This is a genomic window from uncultured Methylophaga sp., assembly GCF_947259025.1.
In the GTDB taxonomy this organism is placed as follows: domain Bacteria; phylum Pseudomonadota; class Gammaproteobacteria; order Nitrosococcales; family Methylophagaceae; genus Methylophaga.
This window is the reverse complement of record NZ_CAMYKO010000004.1, coordinates 24,099-47,004: the sequence shown is the minus strand read 5'-3', so window position 1 is coordinate 47,004 and position 22,906 is coordinate 24,099. Positions and strand designations below refer to the sequence as shown.

At 53.1% G+C, this 22,906-nt stretch carries 20 protein-coding genes; 10 read left to right on the top strand and 10 right to left on the bottom strand.

All coding sequences use genetic code 11. The features are described from left to right. Window positions 1-87 precede the first annotated feature (87 nt). Complete coding sequence (gshA, locus tag Q0X64_RS03440; protein ID WP_297809086.1) at window positions 88-1,362, top strand: glutamate--cysteine ligase; 1,275 nt, start codon at window positions 88-90, stop codon at window positions 1,360-1,362. Here the strand turns inward: gshA and Q0X64_RS03435 are convergent. The 3 genes from Q0X64_RS03435 to Q0X64_RS03425 all read right to left on the bottom strand — a co-directional run bounded on the left by Q0X64_RS03435 (window position 1,359) and on the right by Q0X64_RS03425 (window position 4,849). Next, on the bottom strand, window positions 1,359-2,501 hold the full coding sequence (locus Q0X64_RS03435; RefSeq protein ID WP_297809084.1) for an FIST N-terminal domain-containing protein: 1,143 nt from the start codon (window positions 2,499-2,501) through the stop codon (window positions 1,359-1,361). The genes gshA and Q0X64_RS03435 overlap by 4 nt on opposite strands. Window positions 2,502-2,704: 203 nt before the next feature. Next, window positions 2,705-4,147: an Asp-tRNA(Asn)/Glu-tRNA(Gln) amidotransferase subunit GatB gene (gatB, locus tag Q0X64_RS03430; RefSeq protein ID WP_297809082.1), complete on the bottom strand. Its 1,443-nt coding sequence runs from the start codon at window positions 4,145-4,147 to the stop codon at window positions 2,705-2,707. A 48-nt stretch (window positions 4,148-4,195) separates the two neighbouring features. Beyond that, a complete protein-coding gene (locus Q0X64_RS03425; protein WP_297809080.1) occupies window positions 4,196-4,849 on the bottom strand; it encodes an HAD family hydrolase in 654 nt (217 codons plus the stop codon). Between the two features lie 147 nt (window positions 4,850-4,996). Between Q0X64_RS03425 and Q0X64_RS03420 the strand changes: the two genes are divergently transcribed. From Q0X64_RS03420 to Q0X64_RS03405, 4 genes are all read left to right on the top strand, one after another. Beyond that, entirely contained in the window at window positions 4,997-5,503 is a 507-nt protein-coding gene (locus Q0X64_RS03420; RefSeq protein WP_297809078.1) for an RNA pyrophosphohydrolase, read from the top strand. Between the two features lie 84 nt (window positions 5,504-5,587). Next, window positions 5,588-6,163 (top strand): hypothetical protein, encoded by a 576-nt coding sequence (locus Q0X64_RS03415; protein WP_297809076.1) that lies wholly within the window; start codon window positions 5,588-5,590, stop codon window positions 6,161-6,163. Window positions 6,164-6,350: 187 nt separating this feature from the next. Beyond that, window positions 6,351-6,776: a gluconate 2-dehydrogenase subunit 3 family protein gene (locus Q0X64_RS03410; RefSeq protein ID WP_297809074.1), complete on the top strand. Its 426-nt coding sequence runs from the start codon at window positions 6,351-6,353 to the stop codon at window positions 6,774-6,776. Continuing rightward, on the top strand, window positions 6,767-8,434 hold the full coding sequence (locus Q0X64_RS03405) for a GMC family oxidoreductase (protein ID WP_297809072.1): 1,668 nt from the start codon (window positions 6,767-6,769) through the stop codon (window positions 8,432-8,434). The genes Q0X64_RS03410 and Q0X64_RS03405 overlap by 10 nt, the downstream gene beginning before the upstream one ends. Here Q0X64_RS03405 and argA read toward each other — a convergent pair. Continuing rightward, complete coding sequence (gene argA, locus Q0X64_RS03400) at window positions 8,431-9,738, bottom strand: amino-acid N-acetyltransferase (protein WP_297809069.1); 1,308 nt, start codon at window positions 9,736-9,738, stop codon at window positions 8,431-8,433. The two genes, Q0X64_RS03405 and argA, sit on opposite strands and share 4 nt — an antisense overlap. A 127-nt stretch (window positions 9,739-9,865) precedes the next feature. On the opposite strand from argA, the gene ilvD reads away from it, so the two are divergent. Beyond that, window positions 9,866-11,719, top strand: coding sequence for a dihydroxy-acid dehydratase (gene ilvD / locus Q0X64_RS03395; RefSeq protein WP_297809067.1), 1,854 nt, complete (start codon window positions 9,866-9,868; stop codon window positions 11,717-11,719). A gap of 196 nt (window positions 11,720-11,915) precedes the next feature. On the opposite strand, the gene Q0X64_RS03390 is transcribed toward ilvD, so the two are convergent. From Q0X64_RS03390 to Q0X64_RS03375, 4 genes are read right to left on the bottom strand one after another with little or no spacing between them, the layout of a single operon-like run. Beyond that, entirely contained in the window at window positions 11,916-13,700 is a 1,785-nt protein-coding gene (locus Q0X64_RS03390) for an ABC transporter ATP-binding protein (RefSeq protein ID WP_297809065.1), read from the bottom strand. Between the two features lie 33 nt (window positions 13,701-13,733). Beyond that, window positions 13,734-14,495, bottom strand: a complete 762-nt coding sequence (locus Q0X64_RS03385; protein WP_297809063.1) for a heme ABC transporter ATP-binding protein — start codon at window positions 14,493-14,495, stop codon at window positions 13,734-13,736. A 7-nt stretch (window positions 14,496-14,502) separates the two neighbouring features. After that, window positions 14,503-15,546, bottom strand: a complete 1,044-nt coding sequence (locus Q0X64_RS03380) for an iron ABC transporter permease (RefSeq protein ID WP_297809061.1) — start codon at window positions 15,544-15,546, stop codon at window positions 14,503-14,505. A 12-nt stretch (window positions 15,547-15,558) separates the two neighbouring features. Further along, window positions 15,559-16,392, bottom strand: a complete 834-nt coding sequence (locus Q0X64_RS03375) for an ABC transporter substrate-binding protein (protein ID WP_297809059.1) — start codon at window positions 16,390-16,392, stop codon at window positions 15,559-15,561. A 161-nt stretch (window positions 16,393-16,553) separates the two neighbouring features. Here Q0X64_RS03375 and Q0X64_RS03370 point away from each other — a divergent pair, with 161 nt between their 5' ends. Genes Q0X64_RS03370 through Q0X64_RS03360 form a run of 3 tightly spaced genes read left to right on the top strand, consistent with a single transcriptional unit; the run spans window position 16,554 to window position 19,537 of the window. Next, on the top strand, window positions 16,554-18,596 hold the full coding sequence (locus Q0X64_RS03370) for a TonB-dependent hemoglobin/transferrin/lactoferrin family receptor (protein ID WP_297809058.1): 2,043 nt from the start codon (window positions 16,554-16,556) through the stop codon (window positions 18,594-18,596). Window positions 18,597-18,606: 10 nt separating this feature from the next. Then, window positions 18,607-19,002 (top strand): heme utilization cystosolic carrier protein HutX, encoded by a 396-nt coding sequence (hutX, locus tag Q0X64_RS03365; protein WP_297809056.1) that lies wholly within the window; start codon window positions 18,607-18,609, stop codon window positions 19,000-19,002. 4 nt (window positions 19,003-19,006) lie between these two features. Continuing rightward, a complete protein-coding gene (locus Q0X64_RS03360) occupies window positions 19,007-19,537 on the top strand; it encodes a pyridoxamine 5'-phosphate oxidase family protein (RefSeq protein WP_297809055.1) in 531 nt (176 codons plus the stop codon). Between the two features lie 52 nt (window positions 19,538-19,589). Here the strand turns inward: Q0X64_RS03360 and Q0X64_RS03355 are convergent, their stop codons facing one another. Next, entirely contained in the window at window positions 19,590-20,264 is a 675-nt protein-coding gene (locus Q0X64_RS03355; RefSeq protein WP_297809053.1) for a TIGR04211 family SH3 domain-containing protein, read from the bottom strand. 166 nt (window positions 20,265-20,430) lie between these two features. On the opposite strand from Q0X64_RS03355, the gene Q0X64_RS03350 reads away from it, so the two are divergent. After that, a complete protein-coding gene (locus Q0X64_RS03350; RefSeq protein ID WP_297809051.1) occupies window positions 20,431-20,865 on the top strand; it encodes an arsenate reductase ArsC in 435 nt (144 codons plus the stop codon). On the opposite strand, the gene Q0X64_RS03345 is transcribed toward Q0X64_RS03350, so the two are convergent. Then, window positions 20,862-22,685 carry a bifunctional diguanylate cyclase/phosphodiesterase gene (locus tag Q0X64_RS03345; protein WP_297809049.1) on the bottom strand — a complete coding sequence of 608 codons (1,824 nt, stop codon included), beginning with the start codon at window positions 22,683-22,685 and terminating at the stop codon, window positions 20,862-20,864. The two genes, Q0X64_RS03350 and Q0X64_RS03345, sit on opposite strands and share 4 nt — an antisense overlap. Window positions 22,686-22,906 lie beyond the last annotated feature (221 nt).

The following is a 22,906-nucleotide window of genomic DNA, read 5'->3' as shown; positions in this document are numbered from 1 at the left end:
TCACTTGAAATATGGAAACTGTGTCCCATCTCACACTATATGCGGCCATAACCCCGCATCCTGCAATCGAAACAGCGAGATAACCCTATGACCTCTGGCGTCCCCCACCTGATCACCGCTCTCAATGGCCCGCTGCTGCAACTGGAAGCCCATTTGCTGGAAAAACAGACCCAGGTCGAAACCTGGCTGCGAGAACAATGGCTGCAGACACCAGCGCCGTTCTACGCCTCAGTCGATCTGCGTAATGCCGGTTTCAAGCTGGCACCGGTCGATACCAATCTGTTCCCGGCCGGCTTCAATAATCTCAATCCAGCCTTTATACCACTGTCGATTCAGGCTGCACAGGCAGCGGTAGAACGCGCCTGCCCTACAGCAAAAAGGGTACTGATTGTCGCCGAGAACCATACTCGCAACCTGTTTTATCTGGAAAGTCTGGAAACCTTGCGTGATATTTTCCAGAAAGCCGGCCTGGAGGCGCGTATCGGTAGCCTGCGTGACGATATCACCGAAGCGGTGACTATCGATTTGCCATCGGGCAAGCAATGCCTACTGGAGCCGCTGGTAAGAAAGGGGAACCGGGTCGCGGTGGGAGACTTTTCTCCCTGTCTGGTATTGCTGAATAACGACTTATCAGCGGGGCGTCCCGAAATCCTGGAAGGGCTGGAGCAGGAAGTGATGCCACCGCTGCAGGCTGGCTGGTCAACCCGTAAGAAGTCACAGCACTTTACCCATTACAACAATGTGGCCAAGGAGTTCGCCCGCCAGATTGATATTGATCCCTGGCTGATTTCGCCGCTGACCTTGCAGTGTGGCGAGGTCAACTTCAAGGAAAGAGCCGGCCTGGAATGTCTGGCCAGAAACGTTGATAACCTGCTGATGTCAATCCGCAGCAAATACCGTGAGTACAATATTGACCGCGAACCGTTTGTCGTGGTCAAAGCTGATTCCGGCACCTATGGCATGGGGATCATGACGGTGAAGAGTGTCGATGAAATCATGAATCTCAACCGCAAGCAGCGTAATAAGATGTCCTCTGCCAAGGACGGGCTGGTGGTGGATAACGTACTGGTGCAGGAAGGGGTGTATACCTTTGAAACGCTGGGCGAGGAAGAAGCGGTGGCCGAACCGGTGATTTATATGATGGATCACTTTGTGATCGGCGGTTTTTACCGGGTGCATACCGGCCGTGGTGTCAACGAAAACCTCAATGCACCGGGTATGCATTTTGAACCACTGGCTTTTGCCCAGTCCTGTATTACGCCGGATCAGCAAGATAAACCGGACTCTGAGCCTAACCGTTTTTATGCTTACGGCGTCATTGCCCGGCTGGCCTTACTGGCAGCAGCCAGGGAGCTGGTCTAGGCGTTATGCTCGCTCAGGTAGGCGATGGTCATGGTCTGGTTATGCAACTGGCTGTGACTGTCGTCTTCACCGGAGCAGATTTCACCGTTGGAATAAAAACCGGTAATACCGGTTTGCATGCCCAGCAAACGTTGTACCGCAAACACTTCATCGGCCACTTGTGACTCCATCACCAGTTTACGGCCGACACAGCTGACGCAGATAGCCAACGCCCGGTCATTGATATTGACATCCTTTTGCAGGATTTGGCGGGCGGCCTCACTGGCCCCCATCACCAGACTGTCGTGATCGGATTTGAGAAAGCGGACGGTGGAGTCCTGATCAATATTGCCGGCAAAGGTCAGACTATTGTCTTTTTCATTAATCGACAGCAGCGTGCGAATCACATTGACGTTTTTGTCGTCCATGATCGCAAACGGGAAATTGAGTCCGGAAGCCGGCAGCTCATTGGCGTAATAGCCGATATACATTTTATAGAGGGGTAAGGCGGGTTTGTTGTCCATTTCGTAGACAACGTTTTTATTGGAACGGGTGATCCGTCGTGGTGGACCGTAAGGATTCCAGCCGCCCAGCGCGCCACTGGTGACAATGGCATCTTCACCGTAAATACCCACAGCAATGACCACCCGATCCTGGATCTTGTCATTGTTGATGAGCAGGGTTTTGGAGAACTTAGCGTCATCGCCAGCCAGACCGCCAGTGATAGGCACATTGGGCAATACTTCCTGCAGGCCTTCCACCAGTTCGGAACCGTTCACATTGAGCCCGTCGCTGAGTACGAACACGCCTTTGAGATCATCCATTTTCAGCTCGCCGGCAATTTGTGCGCCCAGCGCATGTGACTGCTCCATGCTGTTTACCGGCTTGGTGATGAAACGCAGGGTACTGCGCTCCCACTTCATCGCATTGATGTGAACACTGTCATCGTAAACGCCCTCACCGGTGATTTCGCCCGAGGTCGTGCAGCCGATGATTTGTGCTTGCGGATAGCGCTTACGCAGGTTTTTGGCAAAACCGCGTTCGTTGAATCGGTTGACCGAACCGAAAACCAAGACCCAGTTTGCATCCGGCAATGGTGAGGTCGACGGCAGTTTGTTCAAGCCCGTCTTGGCGGGCAGGTGTTCCTGTTCAAACTTCATAGGCTCGCGAATCTGACTCCGAGAAAATGACGCATCCTGCGCCTGAACAAATTAATAAATATCGACTGATACTACATCAGTTTTTTCGTGCTGGGGAATCATGCGCTGACAAAACTGTGACGAAGTTCACAATTCGTCATGCACTGACAAACAAAAAAGCCACAACAAAAAGTGGCTTTTTTACGTTGATGAGTGTGTCGCTGTTATCCAGCCAACTTTTGTTTGAGGATTTCATTGACCTGCGCCGGGTTGGCTTTGCCTTTTGAGGCTTTCATGACCTGGCCTACAAAATAACCGAATAATTGTTCCTTGCCGTCCCGGTACTGTTGCACCTGGTCCGGATTGTTAGTCAGCACATCCTCAATCATGGCCTCGATGGCACCGGTATCGGTCACCTGTTTCAGGCCTTTGGCTTCGATAACTTCATCCGCATCTTTGCCTTCACCTGCCCACAGCGCTTCGAATACGGTTTTGGCAATCTTGCCGGAAATGGTCTTGTCATCGATACGCTGCAAGATGCTGCCCAGTTGTTCAGCCGTTACCGGTGACTCACTGATATCCAGGTCGGCCTTGTTCAATGCGCCGGACAAAGTGCCGGTGACCCAGTTGGCACATTGCTTGGGATCTTTATTGCCAGTGGCTGTCAGCACAGCTTCAAAATAATCAGCCAGTTCACGACTACTGATCAGAATAGAGGCGTCATATAAAGAGAGCCCTAGCTCATTGACAAAACGATCGCGTTTTTCATTAGGCAGTTCCGGCAATGTTGCACGCACTGATTCAATCAAGGGCTGATCGACCAGCAAAGGCAGCAGGTCGGGATCGGGGAAATAACGGTAGTCGTTGGCTTCTTCCTTGCTACGCATGGAACGGGTTTCGTCTTTATCAGCATTGTAGAGACGGGTTTCCTGCACCACTTCACCGCCACCTTCCAGCACATCAATCTGACGCTCAACTTCGAAGTTAATCGCGCGTTCAACGTTACGGAAAGAGTTGATGTTTTTCAGCTCGGCGCGGGTGCCGAATTCCTGCTGTCCTTTGGGACGGATGGAAACGTTGGCATCGCAGCGGAAAGAGCCTTCCTGCATATTGCCGTCACAGATTTCCAGGTAGCGTACCAGCGAGTGAATCTTTCTCATGTAGGCCACGGCTTCCTTGGCGCTACGCAGATCCGGTTCGGAGACGATTTCCAGCAGCGGCGTGCCGGCACGGTTCAAATCGATACCGGTCTGACCGTGGAAGTCCTCATGCAGCGACTTGCCGGCATCCTCCTCCAGGTGAGCGCGGGTAATGCCGATGTCTTTTTCGCTGCCATCTTCCAGTTCGATGCTGATACTGCCTTTTCCAACAACCGGCAGTTCATACTGACTGATTTGATAGCCCTTGGGCAGATCCGGGTAAAAGTAATTTTTACGGGCAAACACACTGCGCTCGCCGATCTCGGCATCAACCGCCAGACCGAACTTGAGCGCCATTTTTACCGCTTCCTCGTTAAGCACTGGCAATACGCCCGGCAAGCCCAGATCGATGGCACAAGCCTGTGTGTTGGGCGCAGCACCGTAGGCTGTGGCAGCACCCGAAAAAATCTTACTTTTGGTGGCGAGCTGGGCGTGAATTTCCAGCCCGATAACAACTTCCCATTCCATAATGACGGCCTGATGATGATTCTGAAAAACGATAGATTGTAGCAAGCATTACCTTAAACTGAGAATTTTCCAGCCACGTTGCTGGGCCTCAGCCTTAAGTTTGGGATCCGGATCGACGGCGATCGGGGTGTCGACCAACTCAAGCAGCGGCAGGTCATTGTGCGAATCGCTGTAAAAAATACTGCCCGCCAGCGTTTCATCACGGTCGCTTAGCCAGCCGCGCAGCCGCTCGACTTTGCCGTGCTGAAATGAAGGCTTGCCGGCAACCCGGCCGGTAAAGCGGCCATCAGCGACTTCCGGTTCGGTGGCAATCAGGTGCTCGATACCCAGTAAGTTGGCAATAGGCGTAGTCAGAAAACTGTTGGTGGCGGTAATAATTAGCAGGGTATCGCCCTGAGCTCGGTGTTTTTCCACCAGTTGCTCGGCAGCCGGCAGCATGATCGGTTTGATTTTCTGCTCCAGATAAGCTTCGCGCCATTGCAGCAGGGTGTCCATATCGTGGGTGGCCAGTGGTTTGAAGACAAATTCGAGAAAGTCATAAATATCCAGCGAGCCTTCCAGATACTGCTGGTAATAATGCTCATTGGCTCGGCGATAGTCGGCTTCCTCGACAATCCCGTTCTCACACAAATAGCGACCCCAAAGAAAGTCACTGTCTCCCCCCAGCAGGGTGTTATCAAGGTCAAAAATTGCCAGTGCCATGATCCAGAATTTGTCTCCGTGTTAATTCAGTAAAGTGTTCATTCTACGCCAAAATGCATTGCAACCTGTCGGTGCATTTACTAATCTAGTTGCTATTAAGATTAACCTGCTGGGGGTGTTAACGCCCAGCCAGTCGAGACATAAGTCGTGATTGATAAAGATGGCTTCAGGCCTAACGTAGGGATCATACTCTGCAATGATGACAACCAGGTGCTGTGGGCACAGCGCGCGCAACATGATTCATGGCAATTCCCGCAGGGAGGCATAAAAGCCCATGAAACTGCCGAACAGGCGGCTTACCGTGAACTGATGGAAGAGGTGGGCCTGTCACCGCAGCATGTTGAACTGCTGGCAACCACCAGAAACTGGTTACGCTACCGTCTGCCCAAGCGCTATCTGCGCTACGGCAACAAACCTCTGTGCATCGGCCAGAAACAGCGCTGGTTTCTGATGCGTTTTACCGGCAATGAACAGGACGTGCGATTGGATCTGCACGAAAAACCCGAGTTTGATGACTGGCGCTGGGTGGATTACTGGACCCCGGTAGAAGAAATCGTGTTTTTCAAACGCCGGGTCTATGAAAAAGCGCTACACGAATTTGCCCCCATTTTGTTCCCGGAATACAAACGGCGTGTGCTTGCCAAGAGAAAGTAAAAGCATTAATTTATGTGACGTAGTTCACAAAAACAGGATAAATCGCAAACAGTTTGAACGGGTTTGCAAATAAAAGGATTCACCATGAAATATCTGCTCATTAGTTTTTTCGCACTTTTTGCTCTGATCTCTGCAAATGCCTTTGCTGGTCAAGTTCCAAATGTTCCACCTGTCACTTACGATTTGGTTTCTGATTCTGGAAAAGAAAAAACCGATAATCAGGCTTATGCCGGCCTGGTCTGGACCTGGGGTGATATGACACCTTCAGCCGTGATTGGTTTTTCCCACGGCAAGGTGGAAGCCGATGGTGATACCGAGGGCGTACATGCTTCTCTCAGTATCAATTTTGCCGGTGGCTTTCAACTCGGCAAAGCCAAGCTCACTTACCTGAATGGTAAAGAAGATTTCCAGGGTGAAGCCGGTATCGGCTATGACCTGAAGACCAACTCATTTCTGATCCCGGTTGGGGTCAATGCGCCGCATGTGGCTGGAGGGCTGGATGTCTATCGATCTGCCATCGAACCTTACTTTATGCTGCATACCCGTGATGAGTTTGATAAACCTGATGAAGAAACTAGCTGTTTAAGCCGTGGACCTGGTGGTGGTGGCGAGTTTGTCGATGCTGACTGCTCTGTGCCATTCAATGGCGTACCCTTTTGATCCCGGTTGAGATTAACGCGCGGCATGAGGCAGGTCGTTTAGATCTTTATCACCATATTAAGCATCACTGGTGTTACATGCCAAATATAATGATGAACATTTAAACATTAGTTTGAGAAATAAAAGCTTCAATCAACAGCGCCGACAGATTCTACAATCTGTTGGCGTTTTTTTTGCTGCTCATAGCGTGAGTCTCAGTGCAGAGGTGTTGAATCAGGGGGCGCCTACAAACTCGGAAAAAACAACGCTGGCCGCTTTTGTGGATGTGTTGATTCCAAAAGACCGTTTCACCGGCTCCGCGACCGATTTGCAGGTGGATGCTCAGCTATGGTCTTTAGCTGAGTCCTCAGAAAAATTGAGACAACTCCTGGCCGCAGGCTGTGAATGGTTGAACCAGACTGGCGGCCCGCCTTTTTCCGAGCTGAAATATAAGCAACAGTACAAACTGGTGGCCTGGATGGCCGAATCCGACTGGGAGAACGTGCCCCGCCTGTTTTACGAAATAGTGCGCAGTAGCGCCATGCGCTTTTATTTTGCTCAGCCTGCAGCCTGGGAAGGCCTGGCCATTGACAGGCCGCCCCAGCCGCTGGGATATTCCCCGCCATGGCACTAGCGAATCCTGATGTGATCATCATTGGCGCCGGTGCCGGCGGTGCCGCCACAGCCTGGCGACTGGTCAGTAAAGGACTCAATGTACTGATTCTGGAAGCCGGTGGCCGTTTTGATCCGCAGGCTGACTATAAACTGGATCAGCCCGACTGGGAACGCCATGCCTTCCCCGAAAAGAAAAACAGTCAGGGCGCGGTGAGTATTGCTGAACTGGGCCCACTTAATTCCGATTACGTTGATTTAGCATCCTGGAGCCAAACCCGCGGCAAACTCGCCAGAGAGGGCAAACGCAAACCCAGTGGACCCGGATACTGGCATGTCCAGGGAGTGGGTGGTTCGACGCTGCACTATGTGGGGGAAGCCCACCGCCTCAACCCAGCCTCAATGCGACTACAAACGGAGTTCGGGGTGGGATACGACTGGCCTGTTGAGTACGCTGAACTCGAACCTTATTACCTTGAGGTAGAAAAGCTCATCGGTGTGGCGGGGCCCACTGAGCAGGGCGAACGCTGGCGCTCGGCACCGTTTCCTCTACCAGCCCATCCTCTGAGCACTTCGGCCCAGGCGTTGGTGCAGGCAGGACAGCAACTGGGCATGCAATGGCAGGCCAACTCCCGCGCGGCATTGTCGCAGCCCTATGATAACCGGCCGCCCTGTAATTATTGCGGCAATTGCTCGAAGGGATGTCCGATTTCGGATAAGGGCTCGGCCGATGTGACCTTTATCCGTCATGCCGAAGCGAGCGGACGTCTGACAATTAAAACCCACTGCCCGGTAGTCGGTTTTGAGCTGTCTGACAATGGCGATATCACGGCTGTCAGTTTTATCGAACAGGGTCAAAAACAGCGTCTGTCTGCCACTAGCGTCGTGCTCGCCGCCGGTGCGATTCAAACGCCCGCCTTATTGCTTAATGCTTCACAGCCGGGCGCGAAAGAGGGGCTGGCCAACGGTTCCGGTCAGGTGGGTAAAAACTTTATGGAAACGCTGGTGTGGAACTCAACAGGAATCGTCTCCGATTTGAGCAACACACATATGGGCCTGCCGGCCGATGCCATTTGCTGGGATTTTAACAGGCCTGATGCGATTGAAGGTGTGGTCGGTGGGTGCCGTCTGACTTCGGCGACCCGTGAGATCGGCTTTACCGGCCCGATCGCCTATGCCTCGAGAGCTGTCGGTGGTTTTGGGCGCAAGATGAAGCAACAAATGCGACAGTCCTTTGGTAAAGCGCTCAGTGTCGGAGCGATTGGCGAGTTTTTACCCAATCCTGACAGCTATGTGGATCTGGATCGCAGTCAAAAAAACAGTCTTGGACTTTACAGCCCACAAATCCACTCATCGCTGGGTGAGCAGGAACTGAGGCGGCTCAGGTTCATGGCAGAGAAATCCAGAGCATTACTCAAGCAAGCCGGTGCAGAGCTGGTAGAGGAGTTCACCACCTATGACCACTTTTCTGCGACCCATGTGTTTGGCACCTGCAGGATGGGCACTGATCCGCTGAAATCTGTGGTCAATGCTTATGGTCAGAGTCATGACCATGCCAATCTGTTTATCACCGATGCCAGTGTATTTCCCTCAACCGGTGGTGGCGAAGCGCCATCTCTGACCATTCAGGCCCTGGCTTTGCGCACTGCTGACTATATTGTGTCTCTGAAAACGACTTAAGCAGACGCTAATGGTTTGCGAAATACCCGCGAGTTCCGCTGGTAGTTATACAGCGCCTGTTTTTCTACCGGTAAGTCGGCAATATCAGCGGCTTTAAAACCTTGTTCCAGAAACCAGTGAGCAGTCTGGGTGGTGAGCACATACATGGCTTTTACCCCTGCCTGTAGCGCGCTTTGCTCAATGCTGGCCAGCAGCTGTTTACCGCGCCCCTTGCTTTGGTAACCCGCCGATACTGCCAGGCAGGCGAGTTCGGCCATCTGGTTGTCCGGATAGTTGTACAAAGCCGCACAGGCGACCACGGTGCCATCACGCTCCATCACCGTGAAATGTTCGATTTCGCGTTCCAGTAACTCGCGGGAACGTTTGACCAGCGTGCCGTTGGCTTCCAGTGGCTGTAGCAGTTCAAGAATCCCGGCGACATCGTCAATATTTGCCTGGCGCGTGGTTTCAAATGAGGTGGCAGACAGCAAGGTGCCGGCACCGTCACGACTGAAGAGTTCCTGCAATAGGGCGCCATCCTGGTCCCTATCCAGCAGGTGAACCCGCTGAACGCCTGCTTCGCAGGCTTTGACTGAGGCTGCAATTGAGGGATGTTCATCCAGGTGCTGACGGGCCTGAGTCAGGGTCAGCTCACGGGGAAGTGCCTGATTGGACGGGCCCACAAAAATCAGTTTATCGGCTTTCAATGCGACAGCGACTGCGGTGGCAATCGCTTCAGCGGACAAATTGAACATTTCACCTGTCAATGAGTAGCCCAGCGGCGGTAATAACACGATATTTCCCAGCGTCAGTTGCTGGTTTATACCAACGGTATCGACGCGGCGTACTTCGCCGGTATGGCCCAGGTCGACACCATCGAGAATACCAGCAGGACGGGCAGTGACCAGGTTGCCACTGGTGCAGCGGATACGGGCATCAGCCATTGGCGTGTGGGGCAGGCCAAAGGAAAGCTGGGACTCGATATCAAGACGCAACCTGCCGATAACAGCCTTGGCCGCTTCCATGCTGGCGTCGTCGCTGATCCGCAGCCCCTTGTGATAGTGGACTTCAATGTCCTGTGCGGCGCACTGCGCCTCAATCTGGGGACGGGCACCGTAAACCAGTATCAGCTTGATGCCGAGGCTATTGAGAATGGCAATATCATGTAGCAACGGTGCAAAGCCGTCGCTGGCAATCGTTTCGCCATCAAACGCAATGACAAAGGTGGCGCCGCGATGCGCATGAATATAAGGCGCAGCCGTACGAAACCAGCTGGTTGTGGTGGCCAGATTGTTTTCCGAATTGAACGGTGACGCGTTATTCATAGCTTCTTTTTATCTCAGACTCAGCACGCTTGCCAAGTGTGGTGTAAAATTATTGGGTTAAATATTCATTAAATTCAGTGCGATCATAGCATTTCGCGCTCAATACAGATTTTTGGAGAGTCTCAGCATGCCTGAATATCGTTCTAAGACGTCAACAGCCGGCCGCAATATGGCAGGTGCCCGCGCCTTGTGGCGGGCGACGGGAATGAAAGACGATGATTTCAACAAACCGATTATCGCTATTGCCAACTCTTTCACCCAGTTTGTACCGGGGCATGTGCACCTGAAAGATCTGGGACAGTTGGTCGCCCGCGAAATCGAGCGTGCTGGCGGCGTCGCCAAGGAATTCAATACCATCGCGGTCGATGATGGCATTGCCATGGGCCATGGCGGCATGCTCTACAGCCTGCCGTCACGCGATATTATCGCCGATTCGGTTGAATACATGGTCAATGCCCACTGCGCCGATGCGCTGGTGTGTATCTCCAACTGCGACAAAATTACGCCGGGCATGCTCAATGCCGCCATGCGGCTTAACATTCCGGTTATTTTTGTCTCCGGCGGCCCGATGGAAGCCGGTAAAACCAAGCTGGCCGGTAAAGACGTCAAACTGGACCTGGTTGATGCCATGGTGCAGGCCGCCGATGACAATGTCAGTGATGAAGATGTGGCTCAGGTTGAGCGTAGCGCTTGCCCCACCTGTGGTTCCTGCTCCGGCATGTTTACTGCCAACTCGATGAACTGCCTGACCGAAGCGCTGGGCCTGTCCTTGCCGGGCAATGGTTCGCTGCTGGCAACTCATGCTGACCGCGAAGCACTGTTTCTGGAAGCGGGTCGTCGTATCGTTGATCTGGCCAAGCGATACTACGAAAACGATGAAGACGATGTCTTGCCGCGGGCGATTGCGACCAAGGCCTCGTTTGAGAATGCCATTGCGCTTGATATTGCCATGGGTGGTTCCACCAATACCGTGTTGCACCTGCTGGCAGCAGCGCATGAAGCCAAGGTTGATTTCACCATGGCTGATATTGACCGCATGTCGCGCAAGATTCCTAACCTCTGCAAAGTCGCGCCAGCCACCAACAAATACCATATGGAAGATGTGCACCGTGCAGGCGGCGTCGTCGGTATTCTGGGTGAGCTGGCCGCTGGTGGTCTTTTGCACACCGAAGTGCCGACCGTCCACAGCAAAACCATGGCTGACGGCCTGGCGCAGTGGGATGTGGCGCGCAGTGAATATGAAATGGCGCAGAGCCGTTATCTGGCCGGCCCGGCCGGGATTCCGACCCAGGTCGCCTTCAGCCAGGACTGCCGTTGGCCGGAACTGGATATCGATCGTGAAAACGGCTGTATCCGTGATATCGAGCATGCCTATAGTCAGGATGGTGGTCTCGCCGTACTCTACGGTAACCTGGCCGAGGATGGCTGCATCGTCAAAACCGCCGGTGTCGATGAGTCGATTCTGACTTTCTCAGGTCCGGCTAAGATCTTCGAGTCCCAGGATGCGGCAGTCGCCGGTATTCTCGGCGGCGGTATTGAAGAAGGCGATGTGGTGCTGATTCGTTACGAGGGTCCCAAAGGCGGTCCGGGCATGCAGGAAATGCTGTATCCGACCAGTTACCTGAAATCCAAAGGCCTGGGTAAAGCCTGTGCCTTGCTGACTGATGGTCGTTTTTCTGGCGGTACATCCGGTCTGTCGATTGGCCATGCCTCACCGGAAGCGGCGGAGGGTGGCAATATCGGGCTGGTGGAACCGGGCGATATGATTCATATCGATATTCCCAACCGTAAGATCGATGTTGAACTCACCGATGAAGAACTGGCCCACCGCCGGGCCAAGATGGAAGCCCGCGGCGAAAATGCCTGGAAACCGGTGGCGCGTGAGCGTGAAGTCAGCCTGGCTCTGCAGGCCTACGCGGCCTTGACCACCTCGGCGGCGAAAGGCGCGGTGCGTGATGTGGAGCAGCTTAAGCGCCGTTGATTGGAGGCTAACCACAGAGGAACAGAGAGTATTAAATGTTCTTTCACGGCGTTCTTCACTAGCGCATCAGTTCAATTGATCCGCAGATTTCGCAGATGGGCGCCGATTTCTGAGAGACTTTAAATCTGTGTTAATCAGCGAAATCTGCGGATAACAAACGCTCTGTGCCCTCTGTGCCTCTGTGGTTGAATCAAATTTAAATCTGCTGGGCGTAGAGCTTCTGGTACAGGCCTTCCTGACGCATCAAAGACTCGTGATCGCCTTCGGCGATGATCTCCCCGCCATCGAAGACCACCACCCGATCAGCCTGACGCACGGCACTCAGGCGGTGGGCAATAATGATGGTAGTCCGGCCCTGAAGATATTCTTCCAAAGCCATATGCAGGTGGTATTCGGTCTCACTGTCCAGCGCTGAGGTTGCCTCGTCCAGCACTACTACACTGGGGTCGATGAGTGCCATGCGTGCGATGGCCAGCCGCTGACGTTGACCGCCTGAGAGTTTGACCCCGGCCCGGCCGATAATAGTATCGAGCTTATTGGGCATGGCCAGGATGGTGTCTTCCAGCTGAGCGATCTTAATCGCCTGCCAAACCGCGTCATCAGCAAATTCACGGCCCATGGTGATGTTCTGACGCACGCTGTCATTAAACAAAGCCGGTGCCTGCAGCACGGTCGCTACATGCTCGCGAACGGTTTCCAGGCCGATATCACTGACCGCGACATCGTTGAAATAGACCATACCCTGATCGGCCGGATAGAGACCCAGCAACACATTGACCAGCGTGGATTTACCGGCGCCGCTGGCGCCGACCAGTGCGATTTTTTCGCCGGCCTTGATATTGAGCGAAACGCCGCTCAATACTTTGTTGTTATCACCGTATTTGAAGTGCAGATCGTCAATGCGAATACTGCAGGCCTGACCCGCAACAAAAGGATTGATTTTGTCCGGGTATTGGGCTTCCTCTCTCATCGAGAACAGTTTATTGAGCCGGCCCACTGCCGCGCCTGCAGCGTAGTAGGAATACTGAATATTGAGGATCTCCTGCACCGGGCTCATCATAAACCACAGGTAGCCGAACACGGCGAACATCTGACCGATGGTCAAATCTGAGAACACCACCATAAACATGCTGATGGCACGGAAAACATCGAAGCCAAACAGGAAGATCACAAAAGAAAAACGGTTGGCGGCATCGCTTTTCCAGGCAAACTCACTGGCGTGATTGCGCACCTGCCTGGCGTTGTCGATAACGCGGCCCAGATAATGTTTTTCGCGGTTAGCTGTGCGGATCTGCTGCACGGCATCCAGCGTTTCGGTCAGACTCTGCTGAAACACCTCGAAGGCCGAGTTTTCCTTTTTCTTCAGTTCTTTGACATGCTTGCCGACCACCATGGTGAAGTAAATCACCAGCGGATTCATAAACAGAATGAACAGGGCCAGTTGCCAGTGCAGAAACAGCAGGATAATCGCGGTACCGAGAATACTGAGAAAGGCGACGATAAACCGGCTGACGGTGTTACCGATAAAGTCGTCGATAACTTCAATATCCGTAACAAAATGTGAAGCGATACCGGCGCTGCCGCGGGTTTCGTATTCGCTGATGGCGATGCGCCCCAGTCTTTTAATGAGTTTATGCCGGATGCGGAAAGTGATGCGCTTGGCAATCAAAGTGAAGTAACGCGACTGCGCCACGTTCAGTATCAGCGAAAAGACGCGCAAAATCAGGGTAAACAGCAATACCGCCAGGATGAAAAGCACCGGCCCATGCCAGTGTTCAGGGGTGAACTGCTCAATAAAATGTACCGTGGGACCGGGCTGATCCAACAACACCTCATCCACCATCAATGGCAGTAGCAAGGGCACGGGCACGGCACAGGCAGTGGCAAGCAAAGCGATAATATTGGCTTTGATCAGGTGCTTTTTATAGCCCAGCGCCTGCTGCAGGATGCTTTTGAGATCGTAGTTGTTGTTGCTTGTCATCAGCGTCAGTCAAATCAGTAATCAGGCAGGGTATCAGACCAGCACCTGACGACCATCTTTGCTGCTGAGTATCTCCGGATGATAGCCCCAGATTTTTGCAATGGTTTCGGCTTGTAAAATAGTCTCGGGTGAGCCTGATGACACCATTTTACCCTCATTCAGCAGCCAAATCTTGTCGGCATAGCGCACGGCCTGGTTGAGATCATGCAATATGGCAACGACACCGGCATTTTGTTCACGGCTGAGCTGACGAATTAATGTCAGCATATGATGCTGTTGACCCAGATCCTGCGCTGAGGTGGGTTCGTCCAGCAGTAACAATGGCGGCTGTTCTGCGCTTGAGAGTTGCAGCAGCACGCGTGCCAGTTGCACCCGTTGCCGTTCACCACCGGAGAGACTGGTATAAATCCTGTCCGCAAAGGGCAGGGTGTCGGTGACCTGCATCCAGTGACGTGATTGCTCGTCGATTTCTGCGGCTTCGAGAGACAGCGGCGTGGCACCCATAGCGACCACTTCACGGGCGTTGAAAGGGAAGGTCAGCTCACTACTCTGCGGCAACACGCCAACATGGCGGGCACGCTGCCGGCGTGGCCACTCATGCAGCGCTTTCCCATGCAATAGCAGATCGCCCTTGTCAGGCTGCCACTGGCTGGCCAGGGTCTTGAGCAGACTGGATTTACCGGCGCCGTTGGGGCCCAAAACAGCAATCACTTCGCCGGGTTTAAGTTCAGCATGATTGACCGAGAGAATGGCGCGTCCACTGCGGTGCAGTTCGAGTTGGTCGATTATCAGCATGACTACCTCAGAGCGTGCTCAGTCGCTGCCGCTGTTGCAGTAGCAGAAATACAAAAAACGGTGCGCCGATCAAGGCAGTGACCAGCCCTACCGGTAATTCCGCCGGGGCCATCCACACCCGTGCACCGACATCAGCCATCAATAACAGGGCGGCGCCGGTCAGAGCCGAAAAAGGCAACAGCAGCCGATGATCGGGGCCCAGGCTCATGCGGATCAGATGCGGCACAACCAGACTGATAAAACCGATAATTCCGGACGCCGACACGGCAACGCCCACGCCGATCGCCGTGACCACAATCAGTCGTCGTTTAAGCTTTTCGGTATCTATACCCAGATGCTCAGCTTCCGCTTCACCCAGCAACAGCGCATTCAGTGCGACTGCCTGACGCTGGTAATAAAATAACAGAAACAGACTGGTCAGGGCCGTCAGCCATAACATTGATGTTGTGGCACCGTTAAGCGAGCCCATTCCCCACAGGGTCAGGTCACGCAGCGCCTGATCGTTGGCGATAAAAGTGAGAAACCCGACTACCGCACCGCTGAAAGCGCCAATGGCGACCCCGGCCAGCAGCAGGATCAGCACCGATGTCGAGCCCTGCTGGGATTGTGCGAGGCGGTAAACCAGAATTGTTGTCAGCAGGCCACCAGTAAAGGCAGCAACAGGCGTAAATATCAGCGTCAGGCTGGCTGGTAACAGGACAATGGCAATGGCTGCACCCAGACCGGCGCCGGAAGAGACACCGATGATGCCCGGATCAGCGAGTGGATTGCGAAACAGGCCCTGGGTCACCGCGCCACAGATTGCCAGAATAGCGCCGACAAACAGGGCCAGCAGCGTTCGCGGCCAGCGAATATCGGTAATCACCAGCTGCTGGTATTCAGCCAGTTGACTGTAGCTGGAACCGGCGATGGCATCCCAGAGTGTCAGCATCGAGTCTGAAGCCGTCAGTTTCATTGGCCCGGAGGTCAGCGACAGTAATAGCCCGGCAAGCAGTATGACTGACATGGAGGACCAGGCCAGCCAGGCCGGAAAGCGGATCGTATGCGCCATGGTAGTGTGTGCTTACGGTGTCAGTTTGTCAGCAATAGCCAGCGCTTCATCCAGCGCGCCGAGGCTGATACCGGCAATCAACTTGGCAGCATTAACGCCAACGATATGGCCATTTTTACCTGCCCGGGTCTTTGAAAGCAGCGGATGACGCTTTTGGATAACATCGACATCGAGCTCACCATCAGCCCGTTGTCCCAGCAGGATGACATCCGGGTTGATAGCCAGCAGGGCTTCTACCGACAAGGATTTATAGCCGCCAAACTGGCTGACGTTTTCACCGCCCAGTAAAGTGATCAGGGCATCAGCAGTGGTTCCCTTGCCAGCCTGGGACAAGCCGCGGTCGCCCAAATCCAGCAGGAAAACCATTTGCTGTTTTTGCGCCATGTTCGAAGGCAATTGCATGCGACGTTGCTCAATATCGGCCACCAGTGACGCGGCCTGCTGTTCTCGCTGCAGTAACCGCCCCAGTTCCGCAATATTGGCTTGCAACTCATCCAGTGTATGCGGACTATCCAGCTGCACCAGTTTGAGCGGTGCCTTTTTCAGCAGATTCAGCGTCTCCGCCGGCCCCATGTGATTACTGCCGACCACCCAGTCAGGATTACTGTCGAGAATGCCTTCTGCAGACAGTGCCCGGTGATAGCCCAGATCGGGGACTTCTGCCGATAACAGCGACTGGCTGGTGACATCGGCTGCCACGATCCGTTCACTTAATCCCAGTGCCATCAGCACCTCAGTCGCATTGCTGTCGACACTGACGATGCGCTGATTTGGCTCAGCCTGTGCCCGCAGCGGCAATAAGAAAACCAGCAATATCAGCAGCACAGGAAAACGGCGTAACAACATTTCAATCTCCAGTTATGGCGCCTGGTGACAGGCAGATAGCAAAACAGCTTTAGAAAAATGAAATGTAACAATCCTTTACAAGAAAATCCAGTAATGCAAATAATAATAATTCACATTATCAAAGACGATTGCCCGGTTGGGCCAGCCAGAAGGATTATTCGATGAAGCTAAAAAGTAATATGACCTTGCTGTGCAGCGCTCTTGCAGCAGCGATGCCAGCGACCAGCGCTGATACTGTTCCTGCATATGAAATGAACACCATTGTGATCACCGCGACGCGCAGTGATTCTGACACAGTGCAAACCCGTCATGTCGAACGGGTCACAACGGAGCAACTGGATCAGCAACAAGCCGTGTCTGTCCCTGAGACGGTCGGTTATCTGCCGAATGTCACAACTAATGGCGGCCCCCGTGAGGATCTGCAGAATGTGAACATACGAGGACTGGGGGGAGAACGGGTGTTACAACTGGTCGACGGTAAACGAGTGAATTTTTTCTCAGGGCACCGTCCGACCTATTTTCTGGATCCGGCGCTTTTGAAAAGCGTGGAAGTCGTCAAAGGTCCGGTCAGCTCATTATGGGGCTCCGGGGCTTTAGGTGGGGTGGTCGCATCCAACACCATCCATGCTGCTGATCTGCTGTCGCCGGGAGAGAGCCTGGGTGGCTTCGTCAAGCAGGGCTATAACAGCAACAATGACAAATGGCTGACCACCACTGCGGTGGCCGGGCGCTACGGTGATGTCGATTTACTGGTGTCAGGTTTTTACCGTGACGGGAATGATATCGAAATTGGCGGTGGTGATGACTTGCTGGACTCGGCCGTTCGTGACCGTGGCATGATGGCCAAGATGGACTGGTTTATAGATGACAGCCAGACCGCGACTTTTAATTTCCGCAGTTCCCGCGCCGATGGTTCAGTACCCAGTAATGGCAGCGCAGTGCCGAATGCCACTTCCAACTTTCTGGTCGAGCGGGAAAACGAAACCCAGCATGCCTCTCTGGACTACCATTTCAACCCGCACAGTGATCTGATTAACAGCAAACTGCAGCTCTACTGGAATGAAACCGAGATGAAAGAGAGCCGCATCACAGATAGCAGGCCGGATGACACCAGAATCCGTACCCTGGGCATCAACCTGAATAACCGCAGTGATCTGGGCAATGTGCACTTACTGTATGGTATCGACGGCTACCAGGATAAGCTCGACACCAGCCGCGGCGGTAGCAACCGACCTACCCCGCCTGAAGCTACCACCGATGTCTGGGGCGCCTTTGTGAATATGCAGATGCCGTTGAATGAACAATGGCTGGTGGAACTGGGCGGCCGCTACGATTATTTTGCTACCGAAGCCGATAACCTCAACGATGATCGCAGTGATAATGCCTTTTCACCGTCAGCCGCGCTCAGCTGGTTACCCAACCAGGATCTGCGTCTGACATTACGCTATGACGAAGCTTTCCGCGCCCCCAGCGCCGAAGAGCTTTACACCTCAGGCAGTCACTTTTGTATTTTCCCGGGCTTTTGTAACAGCTTTGTGCCGGATGCCAATCTGAAACCGGAAGAATCCCGTAATATAGAGTTGCTGGTGGATTACCAGATGCGCGATGTCTTCAATCAGGGAGACAAGATTAACTGGCACGCGTCAGCCTTCCATAATGATGTGGATAACTTTATTGAGCAGGTAGTCACTGACCCGGTATTCAATGTGATCCCTAACCCGCCAGGTCCGCCTACAGTGATTCCAGTCAGTGCCGGTACCACCTTTAACAGAAATGTGGATGAAGCTCAGTTGGTCGGCTTTGAACTGGCGATGAATTACCAGTGGCAAAGCTGGAATGCGTTGGTAAGCTATGGGCAGACCCGTGGTCAGGATAAAAAAACCGGTGTCGCCCTGTATTCAGTGCCTGCAGATAAATGGGTTGTGGATTTGAATAAAGCCTGGCTGGCTGACAGCCTGAAAACCGGCTTTACTCTGACCCGGGTTGAGGCGCAGGACCATCTGCCCAATGAAATCAACGATTCGGCAGACTATGATCATTACACCCTGCTGGATCTCTATGCCAGCTGGACACCACGTGACGTTGAAAACCTGACCGTAGATCTGTCAGTGAACAACCTGACCGATCAGAAATATATCGTCGCCTTTGAGCAGCTTTACATGCCCGGTAAAGATATTCGCCTGGGTGTAAGATACGATTTCTAAAGGAGGCAAGATGAGCACCACACATATTGACTGCATGCCGGGCACAGAGGCCAGGGCGCTGCTGGAGGAAATTGCCGACTGGGAATGGGTAACCACCATCATCCTGCACGGTGGGTCGGTGTTTGAGTTCAAAGGCCCGTTTCCCCGCGGCAGCGAGGGGCATGGGTTTTATAATCTGGAAGGCCCGCTGCCGGGTTTTCACGGCCATCTGAACCTGGAGCGGGTGTCGCATATCCGCTTTCAGGATAAAGCCCATCGTGGCCGGGAAAGCTATGCTTTTGTGTTTGAAGATGCCGAGGGCGACACCATCTTCAAGATCTTTCTGGGCCGGGATTCGGACGGTAAGTTGATTGCCCCGCAAACAGCACGTTTTAAACAACTGCAGCTGCAGTACCAACAGGATTGAATGTATGAATAACAAAGGTCTGGAAACCCAAATCCGCGATGAGATTATGGCCATGGTCAACAGCCGCAAAAGCCTGATGCTGTCATCACTGGATGAAGACGGCCTGCCCTATGCTTCTTATGCACCGTTTGCGGTGGGCGATGACTGCCTGTATGTGTTGATCAGTGAAATCGCCGTGCACGGCAGGAATCTGCAACACAACCCGCAGGCCTCGGCTTTGATCATTGAAGATGAAGATACCGCTGATGAATTATTTGCCCGCCTGCGTGTGTTTTACCGGCTGTGGGCAGAAATGATTAAACCGGAAACGGCAGACTGGCAACAGGGCGTTGATTGCCTGCAAAGCCGTCATGGCGAGCGAATCAGCAATCTGAGTCAACTCAGCGACTTTAAGCTGTTCCGCCTGCATCCTCAGGGTGGCCGCTACGTGAAAGGGTTTGGCAAAGCCTATCAGATTGAGGGCGGGACCCTGTCCGGTGACAGTCTGTCGCACCTGCGTGAGGGCCACAAAAAGCGCAGTGATGCGAAGGCCTGAACTTATCTTCTTGAGCAGGTAAAAAGGGCGCCATAATGGCGCCTTTTTCTGATTAGAGGCTACCCCAGCTGTCTTTCTTGCGAATGCGCAGTCTGGGCAGAATCAGGCCCAGTAAGATCCCGGAGAACAATACCGCTGCGCCGACCAGGAACCAGTTACGGGTGCTGTTGTCTTTAAGCGCGTTGTTTTCGATCACCAAAGACTGATTTTCGTGGTCGATTTGTTGCAGTTTCTCTTTGAGCTGGCGGTTTTCGTTTTCCAGTGCTACAGCGTTGGAAGCGGTACGACGCAGATCATCCAACTCCTTGCTCAAGCGCTGTGATTTCTCGCGCAGGGTCAGGTTCTTGGAATCAACATCGGAGTTCTGGTTACTCAGCGAGGCAATTTCCTCTTTGTATTTGCTGATTTCCAGCTCCAGGTTTGCCACTCGCTGCTTGCTGGATTCCAGTTGATTACGGGCGCTGGGGCTGTTGCTCAGATAACGGGTTAAGACCCAGCCTTCAGCACCTTCCGGGGTCCGGACCTTGGAGTAACCGGCGGGGTCGGTTTCCAGCACCTGAAGCTGGGTGCCGGACTGCAGCATTTTCTTGATGCCGAACTTGATGCCCTGGCCGTTACGCATGGTGATTTCCAGTTCGTCGGAAACATAACGCGTTGTTTGCGCCTGGCTGAGGGCTGGCAGGCAAAGAGCAGCGATGAGCAGAGTGCAACTGAAGATTTTTTTCACGGTGCTTGGCTTTATTTAATTTAAAACCCGCATTTTAGCAGATGCCGGTCAGTTGGCTTCAAGTTGCCTTGATGATTCTGCGATTAAGTCGGCAAAACCTTTGGATTCATCGGCTTGTCACAAAGCGCTGGTATGGTCGCCCCCACCGATAAATAAGGTAAAGAAAATGGAAACGTTAAGAGTCATGTTTTTATGCACCGGCAATGCCTGCCGTTCACAAATGGCAGAAGGCTGGGCCAGGGCCCTGGCCGGTGACAATGTGGAAATCAAATCAGCCGGTATCGAGGCACATGGTCAGAATGCCCATGCCATTCGGGTGATGTCGGAAGTCGGCATTGATATTTCCCGTCAGCAGTCCATCAAGGTTAACGGAGAAATGCTGGAGTGGGCCGATTTGCTGGTGACCCTATGTGACAATGCAGAAGAACAATGCCCGCTGCTGAGCCCACATACCATCAAGGTGCATCTGCCATTGCCGGATCCGGCCAAAATGCGCGGCAGTGAGCCACAGTTGCTGGAAGAGTTTCGGGAAAGCCGTGAGAAAGTCCGGCAACGGGTTGAGTTCGTATTGGAACAAGTTGCGCTGGAAGCCGCAATCTAGGCCTGATTATTACTAGCCATCAGGCGAGGCGAAACGAGATTTTCATTGCATTCACACTGCTGTTTACCCAGCAGGTAGAGACTGTTGCCATTTATCTGTTTTGCCATTGATTTGGCTTTAGTAGCACACTCCGCCAACTCACTCTCAACCAGAATGCCGGCGAAATCCCTGAACCTTACCGCGCCAATCGACAGGCTTATCAGAGGGTAAAACATCTCTCGCCCGTGCCGGTCCATGGCGTGAATGCCTTGCTGCTGCATATGTCGATGATTATATAACTGCGGCTGAACTTGCTGAAACGCGTCGAGGATGGCTTCACAGCGCTGACGCCAGTCAGGGCTTTCGAACAGAATAATAAAATCATCGCCGCCGACATGGCCGATAAAATCAATATCGTTATTGATGTGCTCACGAAGGATTTTGGCAGTGTGGTGGATCACCTGGTCGCCCTTGCCGTAGCCGTAAATATCGTTATAAGGCTTGAAATTATCCAGGTCGATATAACAGGCGGTGACATCCCGTTGCTGTTCCAACACATCCCGGGTCTGCTCGCTCAGCGGCACATTGCCTGGCAGGCCGGTCAGCGGGTTGGCATGGCGGGCCATGGTGATTTGCATATCGGTGATCTGTCGTAAAAGGTCGATTAGGCTGCCTACCCCGCGATAGCGTTGTTCTTCGGTGATGATAAAAACGCTGTGCTGTTGCTCTGACTGCTGACTGGTCAGGTAGTAACTCAGATTTTTCAGAGACTGACTGGTTTCTACGACAACGGGCGTGGTATCGATAAATGTCTCTACCGATTTACGGCCATATAATTCCCGGCCAAAACGGCTGGCATACAGCGTCATGAATTCATCCCGCCAGAGCATGCCTTTGACTCGATTGGTGTTGTCCACCACGGGCAAAGCAGTGAGTTTCAATTGTCGCTGAAAGCGTTCTGCCGCCTGCTCGACACTGTCGTTACAGCGCAGCGGTGCCAGTTCATTGAGCAGGCTGCCCACCAGGGTATTTTTTCTGGGTCTGCCGGCCTGTAATAGGCTGTTTTGTTGACGTTGACTGAACAGATTTGGATCAAGGCTGGCTTGTGGGTGACGGGTCGGGCGACCGAAATAATAACCCTGCACAAATTGCAAATCGAGGCTCTGTGCCGCCAGATACTCCTGACGCACCTCGACGCCCTCACCAATGACCTTACAGCCAATGCTACGGGCAATATCAATCATTGATTGAACGAAATGGCGTTTTTGTCGATCGTCGTGGATATTCTGCATAAAATGCCTATCCAGCTTGACATAATCAGGCTTGAGTTCAGACCAGGTTCTGAGGCCCGAGTACCCCGCGCCCAGGTCATCAATGGCGATGGAAAAGCCCATGTCGCGGTAATGGCGGGTGGCATCGCGCATCAGCTCATAGTCATCAATTGGATGTTGCTCGGTCAGTTCAATGACCACCTGTTGTGGTGATAGCCCCGCCTGTTGCAGATACTTAAGGGTCAGGCCATGCGGGTAACCCTCTGTCAGCAATGCAGCCGGAGAGGTGTTGATGAACAGGGTGTGGTTCAGCCCTAACTCACCGAAACGGCGGATCACCGTCTCACGACATAACAAATCCAGATCGGCCAGGCGGCCATGGCGGTGGGCCGTGTTGAACAGGTTGATAGGAGAGTGCAGCGGACTGTCGGAAGGACCACGAATCAGAGCTTCATAACCCAGAATCTGCTGTTGTTGTAGCGAGACTATCGGTTGAAACAGTGGTGTCAAAGTCCCTTGACTGAGAATCTCTTCCAGTGAGTGAAAATGGCGAAGTTCTTCTTGTGTCATACTGAGCCGCTACCAAAAAAAATCCTGCCCCCGGAGAGGCAGGATAAGTCACCACGAGAGATGAGTAATCTCAGTAAGCCGGCTGTCTTGAGCGTCTGTGCCTATAAACCGGCAGGTTGCTGAATAAACTCAATACACATCATATATGTGAATTATTACCATTCGATGAATTCTTAAGCTGTTTCGAGTTTAGTAAAGCTCAGTCCCTGCCAGGCAGAGAC